The organism is Candidatus Dormiibacterota bacterium, assembly GCA_035532035.1.
GTDB lineage: Bacteria > Vulcanimicrobiota > Vulcanimicrobiia > Vulcanimicrobiales > Vulcanimicrobiaceae > Tyrphobacter.
Window position 1 is genome coordinate 1 of sequence record DATKRS010000019.1, and the last position, 21,654, is coordinate 21,654.

The 21,654-nt window shown below is 64.6% G+C and carries 22 protein-coding genes and 1 tRNA gene; 4 read left to right on the top strand and 19 right to left on the bottom strand.

The genetic code is table 11. The features are described from left to right. Positions 1 to 328: 328 nt before the first annotated feature. Positions 329 to 634 (top strand): hypothetical protein, encoded by a 306-nt coding sequence (locus tag VMV82_05620; GenBank protein HUY41029.1) that lies wholly within the window; start codon positions 329 to 331, stop codon positions 632 to 634. A gap of 20 nt (positions 635 to 654) precedes the next feature. Here the strand turns inward: VMV82_05620 and VMV82_05625 are convergent. Continuing rightward, positions 655 to 728, bottom strand: a tRNA-Thr gene (locus VMV82_05625). Between the two features lie 80 nt (positions 729 to 808). Between VMV82_05625 and VMV82_05630 the strand changes: the two genes are divergently transcribed. Then, positions 809 to 1,147: a hypothetical protein gene (locus VMV82_05630; GenBank protein ID HUY41030.1), complete on the top strand. Its 339-nt coding sequence runs from the start codon at positions 809 to 811 to the stop codon at positions 1,145 to 1,147. A gap of 8 nt (positions 1,148 to 1,155) precedes the next feature. Here the strand turns inward: VMV82_05630 and sigH are convergent, their stop codons facing one another. From sigH to VMV82_05685, 11 genes are all read right to left on the bottom strand, one after another. Continuing rightward, the gene (sigH, locus tag VMV82_05635) at positions 1,156 to 1,803 is read right to left on the bottom strand and encodes an RNA polymerase sporulation sigma factor SigH (GenBank protein ID HUY41031.1); all 648 of its coding nucleotides are present in this window, start codon (positions 1,801 to 1,803) and stop codon (positions 1,156 to 1,158) included. A gap of 126 nt (positions 1,804 to 1,929) precedes the next feature. Beyond that, entirely contained in the window at positions 1,930 to 2,721 is a 792-nt protein-coding gene (gene rlmB, locus VMV82_05640) for a 23S rRNA (guanosine(2251)-2'-O)-methyltransferase RlmB (GenBank protein HUY41032.1), read from the bottom strand. Continuing rightward, positions 2,706 to 4,136, bottom strand: a complete 1,431-nt coding sequence (gene cysS, locus VMV82_05645; protein HUY41033.1) for a cysteine--tRNA ligase — start codon at positions 4,134 to 4,136, stop codon at positions 2,706 to 2,708. The genes rlmB and cysS overlap by 16 nt, the downstream gene beginning before the upstream one ends. Then, on the bottom strand, positions 4,124 to 4,690 hold the full coding sequence (gene cysE / locus VMV82_05650) for a serine O-acetyltransferase (GenBank protein HUY41034.1): 567 nt from the start codon (positions 4,688 to 4,690) through the stop codon (positions 4,124 to 4,126). The genes cysS and cysE overlap by 13 nt, the downstream gene beginning before the upstream one ends. Next, positions 4,690 to 5,175 (bottom strand): 2-C-methyl-D-erythritol 2,4-cyclodiphosphate synthase, encoded by a 486-nt coding sequence (ispF, locus tag VMV82_05655; protein HUY41035.1) that lies wholly within the window; start codon positions 5,173 to 5,175, stop codon positions 4,690 to 4,692. The genes cysE and ispF overlap by 1 nt, the downstream gene beginning before the upstream one ends. Then, the gene (ispD, locus tag VMV82_05660; protein ID HUY41036.1) at positions 5,172 to 6,098 is read right to left on the bottom strand and encodes a 2-C-methyl-D-erythritol 4-phosphate cytidylyltransferase; all 927 of its coding nucleotides are present in this window, start codon (positions 6,096 to 6,098) and stop codon (positions 5,172 to 5,174) included. The genes ispF and ispD overlap by 4 nt, the downstream gene beginning before the upstream one ends. 4 nt (positions 6,099 to 6,102) lie before the next feature. Next, positions 6,103 to 7,158 carry a PIN domain-containing protein gene (locus VMV82_05665; protein ID HUY41037.1) on the bottom strand — a complete coding sequence of 352 codons (1,056 nt, stop codon included), beginning with the start codon at positions 7,156 to 7,158 and terminating at the stop codon, positions 6,103 to 6,105. 14 nt (positions 7,159 to 7,172) lie between these two features. Continuing rightward, the gene (gene hemW / locus VMV82_05670) at positions 7,173 to 8,309 is read right to left on the bottom strand and encodes a radical SAM family heme chaperone HemW (protein HUY41038.1); all 1,137 of its coding nucleotides are present in this window, start codon (positions 8,307 to 8,309) and stop codon (positions 7,173 to 7,175) included. Between the two features lie 8 nt (positions 8,310 to 8,317). Next, positions 8,318 to 9,157: a DegV family protein gene (locus tag VMV82_05675; protein HUY41039.1), complete on the bottom strand. Its 840-nt coding sequence runs from the start codon at positions 9,155 to 9,157 to the stop codon at positions 8,318 to 8,320. Between the two features lies 1 nt (position 9,158). After that, the gene (plsX, locus tag VMV82_05680) at positions 9,159 to 10,187 is read right to left on the bottom strand and encodes a phosphate acyltransferase PlsX (protein HUY41040.1); all 1,029 of its coding nucleotides are present in this window, start codon (positions 10,185 to 10,187) and stop codon (positions 9,159 to 9,161) included. Next, positions 10,180 to 11,763, bottom strand: coding sequence for a DAK2 domain-containing protein (locus VMV82_05685; GenBank protein ID HUY41041.1), 1,584 nt, complete (start codon positions 11,761 to 11,763; stop codon positions 10,180 to 10,182). The genes plsX and VMV82_05685 overlap by 8 nt, the downstream gene beginning before the upstream one ends. 154 nt (positions 11,764 to 11,917) lie before the next feature. Here VMV82_05685 and rpmB point away from each other — a divergent pair, with 154 nt between their 5' ends. Then, on the top strand, positions 11,918 to 12,109 hold the full coding sequence (gene rpmB / locus VMV82_05690; GenBank protein ID HUY41042.1) for a 50S ribosomal protein L28: 192 nt from the start codon (positions 11,918 to 11,920) through the stop codon (positions 12,107 to 12,109). Here rpmB and thiL read toward each other — a convergent pair. Genes thiL through cmk form a run of 7 tightly spaced genes read right to left on the bottom strand, consistent with a single transcriptional unit; the run spans position 12,106 to position 20,264 of the window. Next, entirely contained in the window at positions 12,106 to 13,107 is a 1,002-nt protein-coding gene (gene thiL / locus VMV82_05695; protein ID HUY41043.1) for a thiamine-phosphate kinase, read from the bottom strand. The genes rpmB and thiL overlap by 4 nt on opposite strands. Then, positions 13,104 to 13,754: a ribulose-phosphate 3-epimerase gene (gene rpe, locus VMV82_05700; GenBank protein HUY41044.1), complete on the bottom strand. Its 651-nt coding sequence runs from the start codon at positions 13,752 to 13,754 to the stop codon at positions 13,104 to 13,106. The genes thiL and rpe overlap by 4 nt, the downstream gene beginning before the upstream one ends. Beyond that, entirely contained in the window at positions 13,751 to 14,863 is a 1,113-nt protein-coding gene (locus tag VMV82_05705; GenBank protein ID HUY41045.1) for a PASTA domain-containing protein, read from the bottom strand. The genes rpe and VMV82_05705 overlap by 4 nt, the downstream gene beginning before the upstream one ends. Positions 14,864 to 14,865: 2 nt before the next feature. Then, positions 14,866 to 15,615 (bottom strand): YebC/PmpR family DNA-binding transcriptional regulator, encoded by a 750-nt coding sequence (locus VMV82_05710; GenBank protein HUY41046.1) that lies wholly within the window; start codon positions 15,613 to 15,615, stop codon positions 14,866 to 14,868. 34 nt (positions 15,616 to 15,649) lie between these two features. Then, positions 15,650 to 18,967 carry a phospholipid carrier-dependent glycosyltransferase gene (locus tag VMV82_05715; protein HUY41047.1) on the bottom strand — a complete coding sequence of 1,106 codons (3,318 nt, stop codon included), beginning with the start codon at positions 18,965 to 18,967 and terminating at the stop codon, positions 15,650 to 15,652. After that, on the bottom strand, positions 18,964 to 19,572 hold the full coding sequence (locus VMV82_05720) for a lysophospholipid acyltransferase family protein (protein ID HUY41048.1): 609 nt from the start codon (positions 19,570 to 19,572) through the stop codon (positions 18,964 to 18,966). Before VMV82_05720 ends, VMV82_05715 begins: the two co-directional genes overlap by 4 nt. Beyond that, positions 19,569 to 20,264 carry a (d)CMP kinase gene (gene cmk, locus VMV82_05725; GenBank protein ID HUY41049.1) on the bottom strand — a complete coding sequence of 232 codons (696 nt, stop codon included), beginning with the start codon at positions 20,262 to 20,264 and terminating at the stop codon, positions 19,569 to 19,571. The genes VMV82_05720 and cmk overlap by 4 nt, the downstream gene beginning before the upstream one ends. A gap of 76 nt (positions 20,265 to 20,340) precedes the next feature. Here cmk and radA point away from each other — a divergent pair, with 76 nt between their 5' ends. After that, complete coding sequence (radA, locus tag VMV82_05730; protein ID HUY41050.1) at positions 20,341 to 21,651, top strand: DNA repair protein RadA; 1,311 nt, start codon at positions 20,341 to 20,343, stop codon at positions 21,649 to 21,651. Positions 21,652 to 21,654 lie beyond the last annotated feature (3 nt).

Genomic DNA, 21,654 nt, shown 5'->3' on the forward strand with positions numbered 1-21,654 from the left:
CCGCGCCCGGCGTTACCCTCTGCTTTTTTGCTTTGGGTTCGCTACCGCTTTGCAATAGGCGGTGCAGTCTCGTGCCATTAACCACTCGGCCACCTACCCACGGGAGCGCGGAACGACTGCCAAGGGTAACGTCGCCCGGACCTGGCCGCCCTGCGAAGGCGGCGTGAGCTCTGCGGCGAAGGCTCCCGCCGACGAACGCGTCGCCTGTTGGAGGGGCTCGCCGTTGCATCGTTTGTTTGCCTGCGCGTTGCTAGTGCTCGCATGTACCTCGGGACTTCGCGCGCAGCCGCGCGCCGGGCCGGCTCCCGCGGACGAGTACTTCGGCCGCATGAAGATGAGCGTTCTCGGTATCCGCAACGGACTCAACGACACTGCTCTACGCATCGCGTACGATCCGCGCCATGCCGCTTCACGCTTAGCCGCTTGTCGCTGGCTCGAGAACGCAATAGAGGACTGGGGCGACAAATATCCCCGCGACGCGTGGCTGCCGGGAATGATCCTCGCATTGGAGCACCTCTACATGCGCATTCACACTGCGGGCGCTCGCTCTTGGTCCGCGCATCTGCTCGCATGGGTGCACCGGCATTATCGCGGGTCGCACTTCGAACGCATCGCACGCATCGCAGCCCGCTAAAGACGCGCGAGTGCTGAAAAAGCCGGCGGTGGGACTCGAACCCACGAAATGCCAGTTTACAAAACTGGTGCTGTAGCCGCTGAGCCACGCCGGCGTTTAGGCGCCAATCTTCTGATAGCAGCCGCCCTCTCCCCGTTCAATGATGCCGCCGCCCCGGCGGCGAACGCCGCCTCCGTGAAGCCCGTAACGCCGCCGTGGGCCGAGTCGGGCGCCGTGCTCGTCTGCGAAAAATGCTATCGCGTCCGCATCCCCGAAGAGACGCCCGAGATCGCCGAGCGCATCGGTGAATTTCAGCTCCGCGAGTGGCTCAAGGTTCGCTGCAGGGAGGCGGGATTCGGTAAACGCGTCCGCGTCATCGGTACGACGTGTCAAGACATTTGCTCGATCGGCCGCGTGACCGTGACGATTCTCCCTCTCGGAGCGCGCGGCGAACTCGAGACGTTCGCCCTCGATCCGTTGGGAGACCGCGAAGCGATCTTCCAACGGATCGTCGACAGGCTGAAGTCGCCCTAAACTCGCAATTACTGGAACTCGAACTCAGCGAGATTCTTCTCGATCTTCCGCTTCACGCGCTGCAGCGCGTTGTCGATCGACTTGACGTGACGCCCGAGATCGCGCGCCATCTCTTGATAGCTCTTGCCTTCGAGGTACGACTCGAGGACCTGAGACTCCAGCTCCGAGAGATTCTGGCGAATACGCTGACGGATGTCGTCTGAGACCTCTTGCGTCACGACCAACTCTTCCGGGTCGGACGTCTTCTGCGACGCCATGACGTCGAGCAGCGTCCGCTCGCTGTCTTCATCGTAGATCGGCTTGTTCAGTGAGATGTACTGATTGAGCGGGATATGCTTTTGCCGCGTTGCGGTCTTGATCGCCGTGATGATCTGACGCGTAATGCAGAGCTCGGCAAAGGCGCGAAAGCTCGAAAGCTTGTCGGCCTTGAAGTCGCGTACGGCCTTGTAGAGACCGATCATCCCTTCTTGGATGATGTCTTCGCGATCGGCGCCGATGAGAAAGTAGCTCTTGGCCTTGATACGGACGAAGTTCTTATACTTGTTCAGCAGGTATTCCATCGCCAGGTTGTCGCCGGTCTTTGCAATGGCGACAAGGTCCTCGTCGACTCTCTGCTGGTAGTCGAGTCCATCCGGCGCGGGATGGGTCATTGCCATGGTTGTGTGTTGCCTCGTGGGAGGACTTGCCGCAAAAACCTCAGCCGAAGCCAAACGGACGCGGCACGTCCTCCTCAGTATAGGAGGACACCCCTGCCGCCGTCAATCCTTCCTGCTTTCACAGAGTCAACGGGGAGAGCGCTGCCGGACCGCCTCGTAAAGGAGCACGGCCGCGGCAACCGATGCATTGAGCGAAGCAAGTGCGCCGAGCATCGGGATCTTCACGAGGGCGTCGCATTCACGCTTGACCAAGGGAGCTAGGCCGGCACCCTCGGCTCCGATGACGATGGCGACGTCGCCGGAGAGATCGGCTCTGCCCATCGCAAGCGCGTCCGGCCCGGCGTCCGCACCGAGCACGAGGACGCCCGCTTCTTTCAATCGCGCGATGGTGCGCGCGACATTTGCAACGCGCGCAACCGGGATACGAGCCGCAGCTCCCGCAGCCGACTTGCGTACGGTTGCATTGACGCCGGCGGCGCGCCGTTCGGGAAGGATGACGGCGCTCGCACCGGCGGCTTCTGCGGTTCGCAGAATCGCGCCTACGTTGTGTGGATCCGTGAGATGATCGAGAACGACGTACAACGCGGGTCCCCCGCGCGTCGCGTGTAGGACGTCTTCGAGAGCGGCATAGTCGAATGGCGGCGCGATGCCGACGACGCCTTGATGCGCTTTGAACGGCAGTTGTGCGAAGAACGCGCGATCCTCGAAGCGCACCTGCACGTTTCCTTCGCGCGCACGATCGAGCAATTTGCGCAGCGGCGGGTCCTTCTTGCGATCGCGTGCGACGTGGATCGTACGCAGCCCTTCGCCGGCGGCGAGCGTTTCGTAGACGGTGTGAATACCGTAGACCACGTCGTCGAAATCGAGCTGCATCGATCGAGCGGGGCGATGCCCGCGGCGATTCAGGCGACGCTCCACGTCGTTCCTTCCTTTGTGTCATGAAGGCGCACTCCGCACGCGGCGAGTGCGTCTCGGAGCCGATCCGATTTCATCCAGTCCCGCTGCTCGCGCGCTTGCCGGCGCGAAGCGATGATCCGCTCCACCGCTTGCTCGGGAGAAACGCCGTCGACCTCGATCTCGCCTGCGAGCAGCGTTGCCAGTCGACGAACGAAATCCTGAGGCAAGAGCGCCGGCGATTCGGCGAGCCACGTTTCATCGGGGGTGATGCCCAGAAGCGTGAGCGCTCGCTCGAAGGCACCGAACGACGGCGATTCCGCGCGCAGTACTTCTGCGAGTGCAACCGCCGTATTCATGTCGTCGTTGAGTGCCGCCGCGACGCGATCGAACACGTCGCCATTCGCTCCGGAGTCCAGCGCTCCGGCGATCTTCAGCGTCCGATACGTCTTCTTCAAGCGCTCCAGCACCACGCGCGCCGCCGACACCGATTCTTCCGTGAAGTTCATCACCTTGCGATATCCCGTTTGCAGGAAAAGCAGGCGAATCGCTTGCGGATCGTGACGTTCGAGCAAGGCGCTCAGCGGCTCGAAGTTTCCGAGCGACTTCGACATTTTGCGATTATCGAAGAGCAAGAGCCCGCCGTGCACCCAAAGGTTTGCCATGGGCGGATGCCGCATCAAGGGCTCGCTCTGCGCGATCTCGTTTTCATGATGCGGAAAGATGAGGTCCGCCCCGCCGCCGTGGATGTCGAACCCGTTCCCCGGCGGATCCAGCAGCTCGCGAGACATCGCCGAGCACTCGATGTGCCATCCCGGCCGGCCGGCGCCGTACGGATCGAACTTCCACGACGGCTCGCCCTCCTTGGCAAACTTCCACAGCGCGAAGTCGAGCGGGTCGCGCTTGAACTCGTCGATCTCGATGCGCGCACCCGCCTCCAGCTCTTCGAGATTTCTCCGGCTGAGCAAGCCGTATCCGGGAAACGACCGCACCGCGTAGTACACGCCGTCGTCCACAGCGTACGCGTGACCTCTTTCGATCAGCGCGCGAATCATCGCTTGGATCTGCGGCACGAACTGCGTGGCACAGGGTTCGATGTCCGGTTCGCGCACACCGAGCTTGCGCATCGATTTCTTGAACGACGTGTAATGACGCTCGACGACGTCGCGATACGTCGTGCCTTCCTCGCGCGCCGTCGCGATGCTGCGGTCGTCGATGTCGGTGACGTTTTGCACGTACGTCACGCGGTATCCGCGATGCTCGAGATGACGGCGCAAAACGTCGAAAAAGAGAAACGACCGCGCGTGGCCAAGATGCGCCTCGCCTGACGGCGTCAAGCCGCATACGTAGACGCGAACCTCATCGTCGAGCAGCGGAGAGAACGCCTCGACGGCATGCGTTCTTGTATTGTAGAGCCTCAGCGGCGTTAGATCACCCACGACCAGGCTTCGTCTTCGCCGCCATCTGCCTCCAACGCCTTGCCGTCCTGCATAACGATGCGCGCCGGAATGCCGACAACCGTCGCATTCTCCGGAACGTCCTTGACGACGACCGACCCTCCACCGATGCGAGCGCCGTCTCCAATGCGAATCGCGCCGAGCACGGCGGCTCCAACGCCAACCGTGACGTTTCGCCCGAGCGTCGGATGACGCTTACCGCGCGTCAAGCTTCTTCCGCCGAGCGTCACGCCCTGATAGATCGTGCAGCCGTCGCCAACCTCGGCCGTCTCCCCGATCACGACGCCCATGCCGTGATCGATGAAGACGCCCTTGCCGATTCGGGCGGCGGGATGAATCTCGATTCCGGTCAAAAAGCGCATCCAGGTCGAGAGAAGCCGCGCTATGAGCCGCAGCCCGATTCGCTGCAGAGCATGAATGGCGCGATGGGCGACGAGCGCGTGGAATCCCGGGTAGCAGAGAATGACCTCGAGCGCGTTGCGAGCCGCCGGGTCACGCTCCAAGGCTGCGCGAAGATCGGCGCGAAACATCGTCATCACCGATGAGGCTCTGACTCCAGTAGCGCAACCGCGTAGGCAGCGACGCCGGTGCCGTCGCCGGTATAGCCCATCTCCTCGCTCGTCTTCGCCTTGATCGACACGCGGTCGAACGGAAGATCCAGCCGTTGCGCGACGTTGCGTCGCATGCGCTCGATATGCGGAGCGAGTCGCGGGCGCTGAAGCACGACGGTGACGTCGACGTTTGCAATGCGATATCCCGCATCGCGTATCTCGCGCGCGCAGCGCTCGAGAAGCAGCATCGAGTCGGCATCTTTCCACCGCGCATCCGTGTCGGGAAAACGCCCTCCCAAATCGCCGAGTGCTGCGGCGCCGAGCATCGCGTCGGAGAGCGCGTGCGCGATCGCATCCGCGTCGGAGTGGCCGAGCGATCCTTTCTCGAAAGGTATGGGGACGCCGCCGAGCACCAAGCGCCGACCTTCGACGAGACGATGTGCGTCGAAACCGTGCCCTATCCGCGTCATGGGAGGCCGCCGCTATTGTGTACCGTGATCGTGGCCGAGCCCTCAGCAAGCGGAACGAACGAGCTCTCGAAATCGTGCAGCCGGGCGGCATCGATGTAGGCGCGAACCACGGCCCCGCGCGGCAAATCCCGCTCTATCGCATCGACGCGACCCGCATGCGCTTCGATTGCCCGGCAGATCGCATCGACGTGCTCCAAGCTCGCAAAGACCTCCACGAGAAGCGCCTCGTGCTCCGGCATGCCTTGCTGCAACCGCTCGCGCAAGATGACGTCCGCCGGCGCGACGTCTTCAGGGAGCGTCACCTTGAAGTTCGCATGCCGAGAGGGAACGACGACAACCTCTATGCCGACGTGTTCGAGCAGAGCGGTGTCGTCGGTCGCATGAATGTCGCCGGCGAACGCCGTGCGAAAATCTGCGAGCGTTGCGAGCTGCGGCGTCTGCGCCGCCCACAGATCCGAGCGTTCGAGGGTTTGGCGCACGCGCATCGTCGCGCGATCCACGACCTTGATCGTGTCCACGACGGGGGCGGCGATCACCGCGCCGCGACCGGGGCGGACCTCTCGCATTGCCGCCCGCACGTTCTGCGCGCGAACCAACGGACGCGCTCCGTCGTGAACCAATACCGCGTCGACACGCGCGCTCAACGCGGCGATGCCGTTTGCGACCGACTCCTGGCGCGTGTGTCCGCCCACGACGACGCGAGAGAGCATTTCCGGGGCAAGCTCCGCAAGCATCTCTTCGGCCCGATCGACGAGCCCTGCATCGATCGCGATGACGATCTCGGCGATCTCTTGCATCCCCGCGAACGTGCGGATCGACCAGCCCAGCATCGGCAGCCCGGCGATCTCGACGAACTGTTTCGGCTGTCCGAATCGCTCGCCTCGTCCTCCGGCCGCGACGACCGCTCCCCAACGCATAGCCATCGTCCTATTCCTTCTTCGGCCGCGCGAAGATCATGCGGCCGGCAACCGTTTGCAGCACCGAGGTTACGATGACGTTTACACTCTCCCCGAGCAGATGCCGGCCATGCTCCACCACGATCATCGTTCCATCGTCGAGATAGGCAACACCCTGGTGCGGCTCTTTCCCTTCTTTGATGACGGTCGCGCGCAGCTCCTCACCGGGGAGTACGGCGGCGCGGACGGCATTCGCCAGCTCGTTGACGTTGAGCACCGCAACCCCCTCGAGCTGGGCGACACGATTGAGATTGTAGTCGTTCGTTAGCAGGCGGGCGCCGATCTCGCGCGCGAACCGCACGAGCTTCGCATCGACGCTCCCCGGCGGCATGTCGTCGTAGTCCCGTTCCCCGATCTCGATTGCGGAAAGCTCTTGAAGGCGCCCCAGCACCTCGAGCCCGCGCCGTCCGCGCGTGCGCTTGAGCGGATCGTTCGAATCGGCGATCGCCTGCAGCTCTCGCAGCACGAAACGGGGCACGATCAGCGTCCCTTCGAGAAATCCGCTACCCGCGATGTCGACGATTCGTCCGTCGACGATCACCGACGTGTCGACGACTTTGGCGAGGGGCGATCCCGTGGCGGCAGCGAGCGGTACGGGGAGTATCCGCATTTTCGCACCGACGCGCGCTCCCAGATACGACGTAAAGATCGCCACCAGCAGATACACCGCGATGGCGAGGTAGGTCCCCGTTCGTCCGCCGACCGTCACGAACTCGACGACGACGCTTTTGATGAGGAATGCGATCACCAGACCGGCGATCAAGCCGATCGCGCCGCCTGCGATCTCCGACGGTGCGAGCCGCTCGATCGCCTCTTCGAACGCCGCTAGCTGCTCTTCGAAGAGGCTCTGCGCAAGCGGCGCGACGAGCACGCCCACGACGGCGCCGGCGACGGGCGCGAGCACGAGCAGTGCGACCTGCGTCCATTGGCTCGTGAAGTGGATCGAGAAGACGTTGACGTACGCCTCGCGCCCGATGAGAAATCCTACGATGCCAAAGAGCAACCCGAAGACCGCGCGCAAGACCACGTGCGGGCGGTCGCCTATGCGGATGGCGGAACCTCTAAGAACGCCGCGCATACGTCATTTGCAAAAAGCCTTCCTCGGCGCGTCAGCCGCACGAAGTCGCCGTGCCGCTCGAGCAGGCCGGTAGACGTGTACTCTGCGATGGGGTTTGCGTACAGCGTAAGAACATCGATATCGTATCGTTCTTTGAACGCTCGAAGCCCGACCCCTTGCGCCGTTCGAAGCGCGAGCATCATCGCCTCCCCTGCCCGGCGCGTACCATCGAGGCGCTCGCTTTCCCCTGGAATCGGCACGTGCGCGAGCGCCGCATCCACGTAAGCGCTCAAGTTCCGCGCGTGTGTCGAACGCACGCCGCCGACGTACGACGCCGCGCCCACACCCATCCCGACGTACTCACCGTTGGCCCAGTAGTTCTCGTTGTGTGCGCAGCGATGACCCGGGCGTGCAAAGTTGCTGATCTCGTACTGCTCGTATCCCGCCGTGCCTAGCTCGTCCATCGCGATCTCGTAGAGCTGGGCCTCGACGGCATCGTCGAGAAACCAGCCCGGGTCGCGCGCGCGTACGCTCGCATACGGCGTTCCTTCTTCGACCGTAAGGCCGTACGTCGAAATATGATCGACGCCGAGCGCAATCGCTCGCTGCAGCGAGGTGCGCCACGAATGCGGCGTCTGCCCGGGAACGGCGAAGATGAGGTCTACGCTCACCGAGGGAACCCGCGCCTTGCGGGCCCAGGCTACTGCGCGCTCGACGTCACGCAGCGAGTGTTTTCGGCCTAGGGTTCGCGCTTCGTCCGCGTCGAAGGACTGAACTCCAATCGAAAGACGCGTCACACCTGCGTCGCGATACGCCGGGAAATCATCGGCGCGAACGAGCTCCGGATTTACCTCTACGGTGACCTCGTGCGAGATGTCGCTTGCAAAATGTGCGCGCACACGTGACACGAGGGCGGCGAGCGTCGTTGCGTCGTACGTATTCGGCGTTCCCCCGCCGATGAAGACCGTCGCCGCCGGGCGCTTCGGCACGGAGTCTAGCTCCTCTTCGAGCGCCTCCAAATAGCGCCTCGCCGCGCTCGCGCGATACGGCCATTTCGCGAAGTCGCAATACGGGCAGAGATACGGGCAGAAGGCAAGATGAACGTAGACGCCGAGCGGCACGATCGACGCTATCCGATGCAGATGCCCACGGCGCCCGGGCCTCCGTGGGTCGCGATGACGGGTCCGGCCTCCCAAATTTCCGCCGAGTGAGGCCGCGCGTTACCCAACCGCTGGAGCAGCAGCTGAAGGTTCGCGGCTGCGAGCTCCGGCGCGTTCGTGTGCATCACGACGAATCGCGCTTTTGCGACGTCCTCGACGTCGGCGAGCACGAGATCGAGCATCGCTTCCTGCGCGCGCGAGAACGTCCGAACCTGAGCCTTTGCGACGACCTGCCCGTTCTCGAACGACAGTACGGGAACGATGCGCATCAACGTCCCGAGAGCGGCCTGCGCCCGACCGATCCGGCCGGTGCGCTGAAGATGCGAGAGGTCCGGGATACAGGCGTAGAGTCGTTGCGACGCGCGTTCTGCCTCCAACGCTGCGAGGATTTCGTCCAGGCTCGCGCCACGGCCGGCCATCTCACACGCGCGAAGGACCATGAGTCCCAACCCCGCCGACGCGCTCTGCGAATCGAAGATTTCGACGCGCCGGCCGATGAGACGATCGGCAGCGACTTGCGCGGAGTTGATCGTTCCCGAGAGATGCGAGGAGATCGTAATGCAGAGCAGCTCCTCGGCGTGCTGCCGGGTAAACGCCTCTTCGAACATCGCCGCCGTCGGCTGGGACGTGGCGGGGAGCTCCCGCTCGGAGAGCAACTTGCTATAGAAATCCGCGCGCGAGAGATCGACGTAGTCGCGATAACTCCGGTCGCCGAAGGTAACGAACAGCGGAACGACGGTCACGCCGAGCCGGGCGGCTCGCGCGGGATCGATGTCCGAGGTACTGTCGGTGACCACGGCGACGGCCACGTCAGTCGACGCTCGGTGCGTTCGCGTTGGGAGCGAGGAGGCCCGCAATCGTGCCGACGACGTCGTGGCGCACTTCCTGGATCGCCGCTGCGATCGCATGTTTGATCGCGTTGCGACTCGCTCGTCCGTGCGTGACCAAGCAGTTGCCGCGCAGGCCCAGCAGGGGCGCCGCGCCGTAGGTTTCGTAGTCGAAGCGGCGCCGCAGCCTGCGCAACTCCGGCGCGAGCATCATCGTGCCAAGCTTCGTCAAGAGGCTTCCGCCAAGCAGCGTCTCGCGCAGGACCCTGCCGAGATCGGAAGCGATACCTTCCCCAGCTTTCAGTACGACGTTGCCGACGAATCCGTCGGTGACGATGACGTCTGCGACGTTGTGAAAGAGGTCTTTTCCTTCGACATTTCCGATGAAATGCACCGGCGCGGCATCGAGCAGCTTGGCTGCCTCGAGCACCTGTTGGTTTCCTTTCGTGCGCTCCTCGCCGATGGAGATGATCGCGACGCGCGGCCGTTCGATGCCGAGCACTTCCTTTGCGTACGCAGAGCCCATGATGCCGAACTGCATCAGCCACTCGGGTCGACAGTCGACGTTCGCCCCGGAGTCGAGCAGGACCGTCGGACCATTCAGCGCCGGCCACACCGTCGCAATTGCCGGTCGCGCCACGCCTTCGATCGTACGTAGCTTGACGAGCGCAATCGCAAGAAACGCGCCGCTGTTTCCTGCCGAGATCACGGCGTCCGCCGTGCCATCCTTGAGCATCGCAACGGCCGCACCGAGCGAGCTCCGATCGGCGGAGCGCAAGGCCTGGGACGCGTACTGATCCATCGGAACGGTTTCCGGAGCATGGCACACCTGGATACGCCGTCCCGCCTCGCCGCGCAACAGCGGGCGCACCCGCGCCTCGTCACCCGTGAGAATGATCTCCGCGTCCGAATCGGCGGCGGCGAGCAGGACTCCGGCGACAATCTCCTCCGGAGCGTGATCGCCTCCCATCGCGTCGACGACGATGCGCGGCTTCGACGGCTCTTCAGGCATCGAACCCTACCCAATACTCAGCGTTTTTCATTCCACCATAGTAGTATTCAATGTCGACTCCCGCATTCGCCGTCCGAAGCTCTTCGCCCAAGCGCTGCGCGTCCTTCTCGCGTTGCCCTCCGCCGTAGTAGAGTGTCACGAGGCCATCGCTACCCTCGCGCATTTCCCCGATGACCGCGCAAGCGACCTGCGCGAGCGTCTCGCCTGCGAAGAGCCTGCCGCGATAGATCGCCGCCGGCTTGCCGCGTGCCGGGGACGCGCCGTCGAGCACGATGTCGTTGTTCGCGACGAATAGCCGGGCGCTGCGCGTTTCCGAGACGGCGCGCTGCAGCGCCTTGGCACTCGGGTGCTCGCCGGCGCGCATCGCAATCAGCCCGTTGATGCCTTCAACCACGTTTGCCGTAGGGATGACCTCCACCGACTTCGTCGAGAGGGCGGCCGCCGCCGTTGCAGCGGGAACCGCATTCTCGTCGTTGGCAAACACGTAGACGCGCTCGCTCAAACACTTGTTGAATGCGAGCAGCAGGTCGCGTACGCTCGGATTCACCATGCCCGCGACCGTAACTTCCGCGCCGAGCTCGCGCGCGATTTTTTCGAATCCAGGACCCGGGACGACGGCGACGATCGAGCGCTCGACGTGCGGACGGTCGACGAGGAGCATCGTGTGCTGATGCTCCATATCGTCGACCTTGACCCGTGTCGGCGTACCATATCGAGCCGCGACGGCTCTGACGCGCTCCGGCTCGTCCGTGTGCACGTGGACTTTGATCGTTGGCGGAGCGCCGACGACTAGCAGCGACTCGGCGCGAGGCTCGAGTGCCCGGCGCAGCTCGAAGACCGAGCACGTCGCATCCTCGAGAACGAGCTCGGTGCAGTAGCGCAGCTCCCCAACGTCCTGCCTCGCCGTAAACACATGCGCGCGCACGGGGCGGCGCGGGAACGCGGTTGCACGCACGCGCACCTCCGGCAGAAATGCCAGAGCACCTTCCAAGACGTACACGAATCCGGCGCCGCCCGCGTCCACCACGCCGGCCTCTTTGAGCGCGGGGAGCTGATCCGGCGTTCGCTCGAGCGCGTCGTTTGCCGCGCGCAGCACACCCGAGAGGAGCCGGACGAGATCGCGTTCGTGCAACGCCAGACGATAGGCCGCATCCGCAGCGGCATCGGCAACCGAGACGATCGTGCCGTCCACCGGTTTGAGCAACGCTTGCCGCGCCGCAAGGGCTGCTTCGCGCAGAGCCATCGCCACGCCGAAGGCGTCGACCGCCTCGCGGTGCCGTACGTGGTGCGCGAAGCCGCGGAGCATCTGCGAGAGAATGACTCCGGAGTTGCCGCGCGCCCCCATGAGCGCACCCTGCGCAGCAGCAGCGGCGACCGACGAAACCGGGCCGGCCCCCGCTGCGTAGGCTTCCAGTGCCGCCGAGCGCAAAGTCAGATACATATTCGTTCCGGTGTCGCCGTCTGGCACCGGATAGACGTTGAGATCGTTGAGCACCAAACGGTACTTCCTTAAGAAGTAACTCCCGGCCGCGAGGAACCTGGCATATCCGCGACCATCCAGGGTGGTTACGTCCACGGACGCCCGTCTTTGGGGGGAGGTAGGCGAATCCTGGTTGCGTGCCCGCGGCGGCCCGTGCTATCATCCCGTCGTTGTCCGGCTCCGAGGAGCCGGCCGACGCATTTATGGGGCTGGGCTCGGCGCGCAGCACCTCGTGAAGGGGAGGAGTCACATGGCGAAGTTTTGCGAGATCTGCGGCAAAGGCCCGAAAGCCGGCAATCGCGTCAGCCATGCCATGAACAAAACGAAACGGCGCTGGCTGCCCAACCTTCAGTCCGTGAAGATCGACGACCACGGAACCCACCGCACGGCGCGCGTTTGCACCGCCTGCCTGCGCTCGAAGCGCGTCACGCGCTCCGTCTAGCTTTCGAAGTGCTCCCATCCCGTGCGAGGCACGGGCGTCTGTACGCCATTGCGCGACAGGACGACGCCTCGCTGCGGCCGCAGCGTACCGAGGTCGTGGAGAGTGCGCCCGAACCGCGCAGCGAACCGCGACGCGAGATGTGAGAAGGCGCGTCGCTCGATAGCGACGATCAACTCGTACTCCTCGCCTCCCGAGAGCGCGTACGTAAGGGGATCTTCCTCCAACGCACGAGCCGCCGCCAGCGCGCACGGAGCGACCGGCACGGCAGTGATCTGCGCTCCAACGCCGCTCGCATCGCAGAGTCGCGCGAGATCGATGGAGAGCCCGTCCGAACAATCCATCATCGCGCGCACGCTCGCGCTCGCGGCAAGCCATCGACCCTCGCGAACCCGCGCGCTGGGATGACGAAAAGCGAGAAGCGCTGCACGCTCGAGCTCCGCGTCGCCGAGCGAGACGGCACCGCGTGCGACGTCGAGGCCCGCGCGCGCCGCGCCGAGGTCACCCGTCACCGCAATGACGTTGCCGCTCCGGCCTCCGGAACGCGTCTTTGCGTGCGCGGGCCGAACCTCGCCTACCGCCGTCATCGTCAGTGAAAGTACCGGCGCGCGCGTAAGATCGCCTCCCACGATCGCGAGACGGTCGATTGCCGCGCATCGCGCGATCCCGCGATAGATCTCGAGCAGCTCCTCGACGCCGGATTGCGGCGGCACCCCGAGCGCTATCGTCGCGAGAACGGGACGCGCTCCCATCGCCGCGAGATCGCTCAAGCTCGCGACCGCGGTGCGCCATCCGATGTCGGCCGGCGCCATAGTCTCGCGGGTGAAGTGCACTCCTTCCACGAGTTCGTCCGTCGTGATGACGCTTCGATGCGAGCGCGACGGCTGCCAGATCGCGGCATCGTCGCCTATTCCCAAACGCACGCGCGTCGTCAGCGTCGCGTCGACGATCGTACGAAACTCCGAAACGAGCGAGTCCTCGGAGAGCCGCGGGGACGTCACAGCAGGGCGCGCAAGCGCCGGAGCCTTTCGCCCGGGTCCCCGCCGTCGAAAACGGCAGTTCCCATCACGATGACGTCGGCACCGGCACCGACGACGTCGCGCAGGTTCGCTTCCCCGACGCCGCCGTCGACCTCGAGCTCGCAGGCCGGGTTACGCCGGTCGATGAGCGCACGCGCCGAGCGCAGCTTCTCCATGGCGTGCGCGATGAACCGCTGACCCCCCATGCCGGGATTCACGGACATGACGAGGACGAGATCGCAATCGTCGATGACGTCGTCGAGCATCTCTACCGGCGTCTGCGGGCAAATGGCCACGCCTGCTCGCGCTCCCGATGCGCGGATGTGCGTGAGAAGGCCTTGCGCATGCGGCGTTGCCTCCAAATGGAAGGTGATGAGGTCGGCACCCGCCTCTCGAAACGCATCGACGCTGCGTTGCGGCTGCGAAACCATCAAGTGACAATCGAAGGGCAACCGCGAGAGCCGCCGGAGATCCGCAACGATTTTCGGTCCCCAGGTGATGGCCGGAACGAAGTGTCCGTCCATGACGTCGACGTGGAGATAGTCCGCTCCCGCGCGCTCGACCTGCGCAATCTGCTCCCCGATGCGCGAAAAGTCGGCCGAGAGGATCGATGGCGCGAGCTTCGTCATTGCTTCGCACCCGGGATCGCGCGCGCGCGCGTGCCGTAGATGCCGGCGGGCTCGATGCCGAGACGCGTTTCGCCGACGAGCACGTTGTCCGCATACATGTCGACGAGGGACGTTCCGAGCGCCGTCACGGTGAAATCGAGCTTCTGCCCGGGTTGTGCGTAGGCGTCGTACAGGTCGTACGACCCCGTCGCGTCGTGCACGACGAGGCGTACGCGAATCTGCTGTCCCGGGCGAATCTGATCCGGAACGGGAACGGAAGCGAGCACGTGAACCTGTCGGACGATGTATCCGGACTCGAACGGCCCGGCGCTCACCTGCAACGAGACGGGATCGAACGAAGCGATCTGGGATCCCGGATCGGGCTTCTGCCGCGCGACGACGCCATGTGCCGGGCCCGACGATCCAAGCGGCGTCCAGACGATCTGCCCGAGCTTGATACCGCTTCGGCTTGCTAGCGAGCGTGCGCCGTCGATCGTCATTCCAACGAAGTTCGGCACGCTCAACAGCGCGGCGCCGCCTCGGCTCACCACGACGTTGACGACCTCACCTTCTTCGACGCTCGCGAGCGGATCCGGGCTCTGCGAGATGACGTGCCCCTCGGGAACGATATCGCTGCGCGCGTAGGTGATCTTACCGAGCTGCAAGTGCGTGCGAGAGAGATCGAGCCCGACCTCACGCATCGACTGATAGCGCAGATCCGGCATCGAACGCGCAACGATACCCGAGCTCACGACGAACGATATCTGCCGTCCCTGGCGCACCTGGGTTCCCGCCGCCGGCTGCTGGTTAATGATCGTGTCAGCCGAATAGCGATCGCTAGTCAGATGCTCGACCACCTGCACTGTGAGCCCGAGATGCGCGAGCGCCTCGCTCGCGTCCAACAGTGACGTGCCGACCATCGACGGCACGGTGACGGTCGTTGCCGGCGGCACGAGAAACTCGTGAATCGCGTGACCGAACCAAACGACGACTCCGACGAAGCAGGACAGGACGATCGGAAAGATCCAGTCCCGCGGAAGATACGCTCTCAGCACCTCGCCCCACGTGCGGCGTCTCTCCTCTTCCTCGTAAGGAAGCGGCGCGAGCGGCCGCAGCTCGTCCGGATCCACCGCTACGCCAGGGCCTCTGCAACGGCGGCATCGGAGAGGTCGAGATTGCTGAAGATCCGTTGGATGTCTTCATGATCGTCGAGCGCCTCCAAGAATGCGAGCGCCTGCGAGAGCGGCGCGCCGTGCAGCTCGAGCTTCGTACGGGGGCGCATACCAAGATATGCGTCGGTGACGGCAACGCCGCGAGCGCGCAGCGCATCCCGCACAGAGGCAAGCGCGGCGGGCCGCGTGTACACCGTCGATCCCGACGCGTCGAACTCGAGATCCTCAACGCCGTCGACGAGCACGTCCTCCGTAAGCTGCTCCTCCGAACGATCTTTCGAATCGACCTCCAGAATACCCACCGGCTCGAACATCCATCCGACGCTCCCGGTTTCGCCGAGCGACCCGTCGTGCTTCGAAAACACGAAGCGCAGCTCGCCCGCGGTGCGATTGCGGTTGTCCGTCGCAACGTCGACGACGACCGCGAGCCCATGCGGGCCGTACCCTTCGTAGCGCAGCTCTTCGATCTGCGCCGCATCGGCTTGACCGGATGCACGTGCGATCGCGCGCTTGATGTTTTCCTGCGGCATGTTGCTCTCGCGCGCTTTTTCGACCGCCACTTTCAGGCGGTAGTTTGCCTCGGGATCGGGCGAGCCCGAACGCACGGCAACGATGATTTCCTTGCTCAGCTTGGTGAACAACGCGCCGCGCTGTGCGTCGGCCTTTCCCTTGCGCAGCCGGATGTTGTGGAACTTCGAGTGCCCCGACATAGTGTCTAGCTTGGTTTCGCCTCACCGGCGCGCTTTACCCTGGGCCGATGATCCAGGTGGGAAACCACATGCGAGCGTGCCACGCGTCGTACGAGAGTGGCCACGCGGAAAGCACCGGTAAAAAGAAGACGAACGCCGCCGCGATAACGCCGAGAATGCCGAAGACGGCGACGCGCCCCACGATCAACGCCGAGCGCCGCTCGTCCGCGGTGCGTCCCTCTCGAGCATTGGCCCATCGCCAGATCCGCTGCAGCACGATTGCGTTGCAAAGGCAAATGAGCGGAATGTCCACGTAGAAATGGTACTCCCACGCGAGGCGAGGCGATTTCGCCCAAGGCAACCATTGCAACAGATACGTGACGACGAGCAGCGCGTACCCTTTGTTGCGCTCGCGCCATGCGAGAATACCCACGAGAGGCACGCAGATCAAGCCGAACCAGAGATTGATCGGATTTGGCATAGAGGTGATTTCGGTGATGCAGCACTGCTTGTTCGGATCGTGTTGCGTGCGGTCGAGACTGCGATGGTCCTCGTAGTAGTATGCCACGGGGACGTAATCGAACGGCCATTCGAACCACTTGGATGCGTACGGGTGCGTCGCTTTCAAGTGGTCGTGATAATCGAACATGGCGTACTGGCGCAGAACGACGTCGTTGATGTTGTGAATTTCATTCGGGTCCGGTGCCTGACGGATGAGGTCGGGCAACCAGACCATGCCGTAGACGGTCATGGCCACGAACGCGATCGTCACGAGCGCTCCGTCGAGGCGAAAGCCGTGCGGGTTACCCCAGAGCGCGGGGCGCATCGGGCGCAAATACGGCTGCAACCAGATGAGGATGAGCAGCAGGAAGCTGACGCCGAAGCCCATGACGCCGTACCACTTCGAGCTGACGAGAGCGCCGAGCGCGAGCGTGAAGAGCAGCAGCCAGAGCTTGGCGGTGCGGCCGTCCTCCACGCGGTCGCCGGCGGTAATCCGCGCTTTCGCATACGTTGCCGATCCTGCCGGCGTCTCATATGTGACTGCGTCGCGACGGTAGACGATCTCGACGTCGTCGTCGTCGTACACGAGCGTACCGCCCTTGCTCAGCGTGAGCTGCCCCCGACGCGCCGCACCCTTGCCCACGACGCCGCCGTCGACCGTACGCATTTCGCTCTCGCCCGCATCGTGCAGCGCGAGAGATCCTTCCGGGAATGTCAGCTCGCGCGCTCCCGAGGCGAAGTTCGCCGGAATGACGACGTAACGAAAGAGCAGATAGAAGCCGCACGCGAAGTAGGCCGCACACACGTAGATCGCTCCGGGCCCCGACGTCTGCCCGGCGGTCATCCACGAAACGAACCATGGCCAGCCGAAGATCCAGTGCTGGGCACCGTCGAGAAGGAACATCGCGGCGACGCCGAGCCCGATCGACGCGACGACGGCCGCCGTCAGGAGCGGCCAGCCGACCGCGACGTGCGGTCGCTCTCCCGTCTGCGACGCGATCCAAAATCGATAGAACGCGTACACCGCAGCGAGCGAAAAGAAGACGACGAATCCTTCCGGCGTCGCAATGCGCGATTGCACGTAGTGCATACCGTCGAGCATGAGAAGTCCGGCGGCGACTGCGGCCCAGGCGGTCGAGCGCGTGACCCGCTTCGCGAAGACGTAAAGCAGCATCACGACGAGCGCGCCGAAAACGACGTCGAGGAAGCGCCATCCCCACGAGTGGTCACCGTGCGGCAAGCCTCCGAACATCCACGTCGAGACCGTGACGAGCAGCTTCGTCAGGGGCGGATGGGTGTTCTCATAGATCCGAAGATTTCTCAGATACTCCTCGGCGGCGCGCGCGAAGTAGACCTCGTCGAAGATCTTCTCCGTCGGCTTCCAGTACCACGTGGGAATCGCGAGCGAAAGCACGAAGGTGGCCGCGCCCAAGACCGCCATCACGATGTAGTCCAGAGGCTTGCGCATCGCGGCCAAGCCTTCGCCCGGATCGAACCAATTGCGAACGCGCCCGAGGAAATCGCCGTGCGTCTGGGCCGGCATCGCTCCGCGTTCCTCCGCGGTACTCCCCAAGAACACGTATCCGAGGTAGAAGAACAGCACGACGTTCGCAAGCGACAGGAACGTCGCCACCGGTCCCCACAGATTGTAGGCGCTGACGTTCGAGGGCGCATGCGAGGTCAGCAGGGCGATATACTGATACGAGTAGATAAGATTCGCCCAGAAGACGATCGACAATCCGATGCCGCACCAAAGATAGCGCCGCGCGAACGGGAGGCACGCGATGGTGAAAACGACGCCGTCGAAGACGTAACGCTCGTGCATGCGCGTCGCAAGCGTAAAGAAGCCGAGGAGTGAGATCGCTGCCGCTTCCAGCAACGCCTGCGACGTCTTCAGCTGGATGTAGCGCCAGACGAGGAGCGCGACCGCAGCGACGACGAGGATGATGCCCCACGCCGCCTGCGGCAGGAAGAGGATGCGCGCGCTATCCGGCTGCCAGAAGACGCCGCCCGCGTTCCAGACGCGCAAAGCCCAGATATTGAACGCGTTGACCGAGTTGAACGGATAGACGTTCGTTCCGAAGCTGAGGCGCTCCAAGAGCCACGCGATCGCGGCAACCGGATTCGAGGGATGGAACGGTTCGACGAGCACGATCGTGAGGATGACCGCGGCGACGATTCCGTACGCGGTTGCGCGCAAACGCAAATCTCGTCGCGTTTGGCTCGTGAAGGCGAAGGCAACGAAGAGCGGGAGCAGTACCGCCGCTTGCGGCTTCACGAGCAGCGAATATGCGAGCGAGAGCCATCCGCACGCGATCCACGTCGTCGCACGCTGCGGCACGTCGAAATCATCGCTGCGCACGAGCGCGTAGACGCCGAGCAGCGCAAAGAAGCAGGCGATCGAATCGACCTGCCCCCAGAGAGCCGAGACAAAGATAACCGCAGGATTGAATATGTAGAATGCCGCCGCGCCGAGCGCCACGGTCTGGGAGGCGAAACGCCGTACGAGTGCATACAGCAGCGTGCCGAGCGCCAAGTCGAACGCGATCGCTGGAAGCTTGACGAGAACGGAGAGCACGCCGTATCCGGCGTCGTGCGCGCTGAAGAACTGCGACCAGAACGCTCCGACGACCCCGAGAATATAGAAATATCCCGGGGGGTAATCGAGGAAGCTCGTCGAGGCGTAGAAGCCGCCCGGTCCGTGCGCCACGAGCGCCATCGCCCATGCTTCGAAGCTCGCGACGTCGTTGGGAAAGCCTTGCGCGCGAAGATAGACGAGGCGCAGGACGAGGCCGAGGAAGAGTATCGCCGGCAGCGCCCATGGGAGCGCGCGTTCGTAGACGGGCGTTTCGGAGCGCGTTGCGATCTTCACGCGCGCGGCGTCTCCTCGCTGTTGACACGCTTTGCGAGCGCGCGGATCTCTCCCATGACGGTCGCCGTGAACTTCGCCAGTTCGTCGCGCGTTGCTTTCCGGCCGCCATCGAGCCGCAGCGCGGGCCCAAATACGACTTTCATCGCATGAAGGCGGAGCGCCCGGTCGCTCCCGACGATTGCTGCGGGAACGACGGGCGCCTTTGCCAGCGATGCCAGCAGCGCCACTCCTTCGCGCGCGCGCGCCTCGCCGGTGGGATTGCGCCCGCCCTCGGGAAAGATTCCGATCGCTTCGCCGGCGCGCAACATCTCGATCGAGCGCTTGACGGCACCGAACGCACTGCCCTCCCTGTCGACGGGATATGCGCCTACCGCTCGAATCAACGGCCCGAACAGCGGGATCTCGAAGAGCTCCCGCTTCGTCATGTAGCGTAGCGGACGCGGGCAATACGCGCCGAGAATCGGCGGGTCGAGAAGCGACAGGTGGTTACAGGCGACGATCAACGGACCAACGGCGGGAACGTTCTGCGCGCCTTCGACGCGCACGCGCCACACCACGCGCGAGAACGCCCGGATGCCTACTTTGGCGCATCCGTAGAGCGTCATGCGGCGCGCGTACGATCGACAATCGCGACGATCTCGTCGGCAACCTGCTCGGCCGACATCGCGCTCGAATCGAGGAGGTGCGCGTCCCGAGCCGGCTCGAGGGGCGAGGTCGCTCTCGTGCGATCGAGCCGGTCGCGTTCCACGATCTCGTCTTCGAGCCGATGTGCCCCCGCGTCGATGCCCGCGCTCGCAAGCTGGGCGCGACGGCGCGCGACCCGCGCATCGACTGACGCCGTCAGAAATATCTTCACTTGCGCGTCGGGCAGTACCACCGTTCCGATATCACGGCCGGCCATCACGACGGCACCGCGCGCGGCGGCCGCGCGCTGCGCGGCCACCATTGCGTCCCGCACGGCGGCATGCGCGGCGACCGTCGAGACGACGGCGTTGACCTCGTTCGATTGCAGCATCGCGTCGTTCATCTCCGTCTCTCCGGCGAAGACGCGAAAACCCATCGGCGCGGTACCATCCAGCTCGACGCGGATGCGTCCGGTCTCACAGAGGCGTCGCAGCGCTTCCGCGTTGTCCGCCTCGGTCTGCGTGCGCAGCGCCAGGTACGCCAGCGCGCGATACATGGCTCCGGTGTCCAAGTACAGAAGGTGCAACCGCTGCGCGACGAGCCGCGCGACGGTCGTCTTTCCGCCCGCGGCGGGTCCGTCGATAGCGATATGGAGCGCTTGCGGCTCGGGCATGCGATGCGCGGCATTCGCGCAATCGAACTGTCGGAACCTCTAGGCGCCGGCAGTCGCGGTGGCAAAGGATGCGGCGATGCCACGAACGCGCTCGATATACTTCTGCTCGGCCTGCGGTTTCGAATCGCCTCGCTGGCTCGGGCGCTGCCCGCAGTGCGAAGCGTGGAACTCCTTCGACGAGCGCCCCATGACCGTGGGCGCCGCACGGCCGGCGCGCTCGCCGCGCGGCGCCCAGGCACCGGTCCCGCTACGAGAGATCGACGAGAAAAGCGTCGAGCGCATCGAAACGGGCTTACACGAATTCGACCTCCTGCTCGGCGGCGGCATCGTTCCCGGGAGCCTGACGCTGCTCGGCGGCGCACCGGGAGCCGGGAAATCGACGCTCGCGCTGCAGATCGCTGCACGGCTGTGCTCCCGCGGCCCCGTCGTCTATCTCTGCGGCGAGGAATCCGCGGGACAGGTGAAGCTGCGAGCGCTCCGCCTCAACGTCGATGCCGACGTCCTCGTGGCAAACGAAACGAATCTGCGCAGCGTGCTCGACCAGCTCGAACGTACCGCTCCCATTGCCCTCGTCGTCGACTCCATTCAGACGGTTTGGCTTCCCGAGTCGGAGTCGTATGCCGGAAGCGTCACGCAGATTCGCGACTGCGCGCACGCGTTGATGGAGTTCTCCAAGCGCAGCGGCTGCGCTACCCTCGTGGTCGGGCACGTCACGAAGGACGGCGCGATCGCCGGGCCCAGGCTGCTCGAGCATCTCGTCGACACCGTGCTGTATTTCGAAGGCGAGGCGAGCGGCGAATACCGGATCCTGCGCGCGTACAAGAACCGTTTCGGCTCGATCGACGAGATTTGCGTCTTCGCCATGGGAGACGCGGGCCTTCGTGAGATCGGAAATCCTTCGGAGCTCTTCGTCGGACGTCGCGCGGAGCGTGCGAGCGGATCGTGCATCGTCGCCTCGATCCTCGGCTCGCGTCCGGTTCTCATCGAGGTGCAAGCGCTCGTCGGTGAGACGGCCTTCGGTACGCCTCGCCGGCTCGCGAACAACGTCGATCAGCAACGTCTGGCTATGATCATCGCGGTTCTCGAGCGGCGTACGGGCCTGCAGCTCGGCAGCCACGACGTGTACGTGTCCATAGCGGGTGGACTGCGCGTCGTCGAGCCCGCGGCAGACCTCGGCATCGCGCTCGCAATCGCATCGTCGTTTCGCAACGCCGCGCTCGGCGCGGATGCCGTCGCTTACGGCGAGCTCGGTCTTTCGGGCGAGCTTCGCGCGGTTAGTGCGGCCGCGCGACGCGAGTCCGAGGCGCGTAAGCTCGGGTACCGCACGCTCTGGTCGCCGCAGACGCTACGCGACATAGACGATGCGCTGCATCGTGCGTTCGCATGAGCG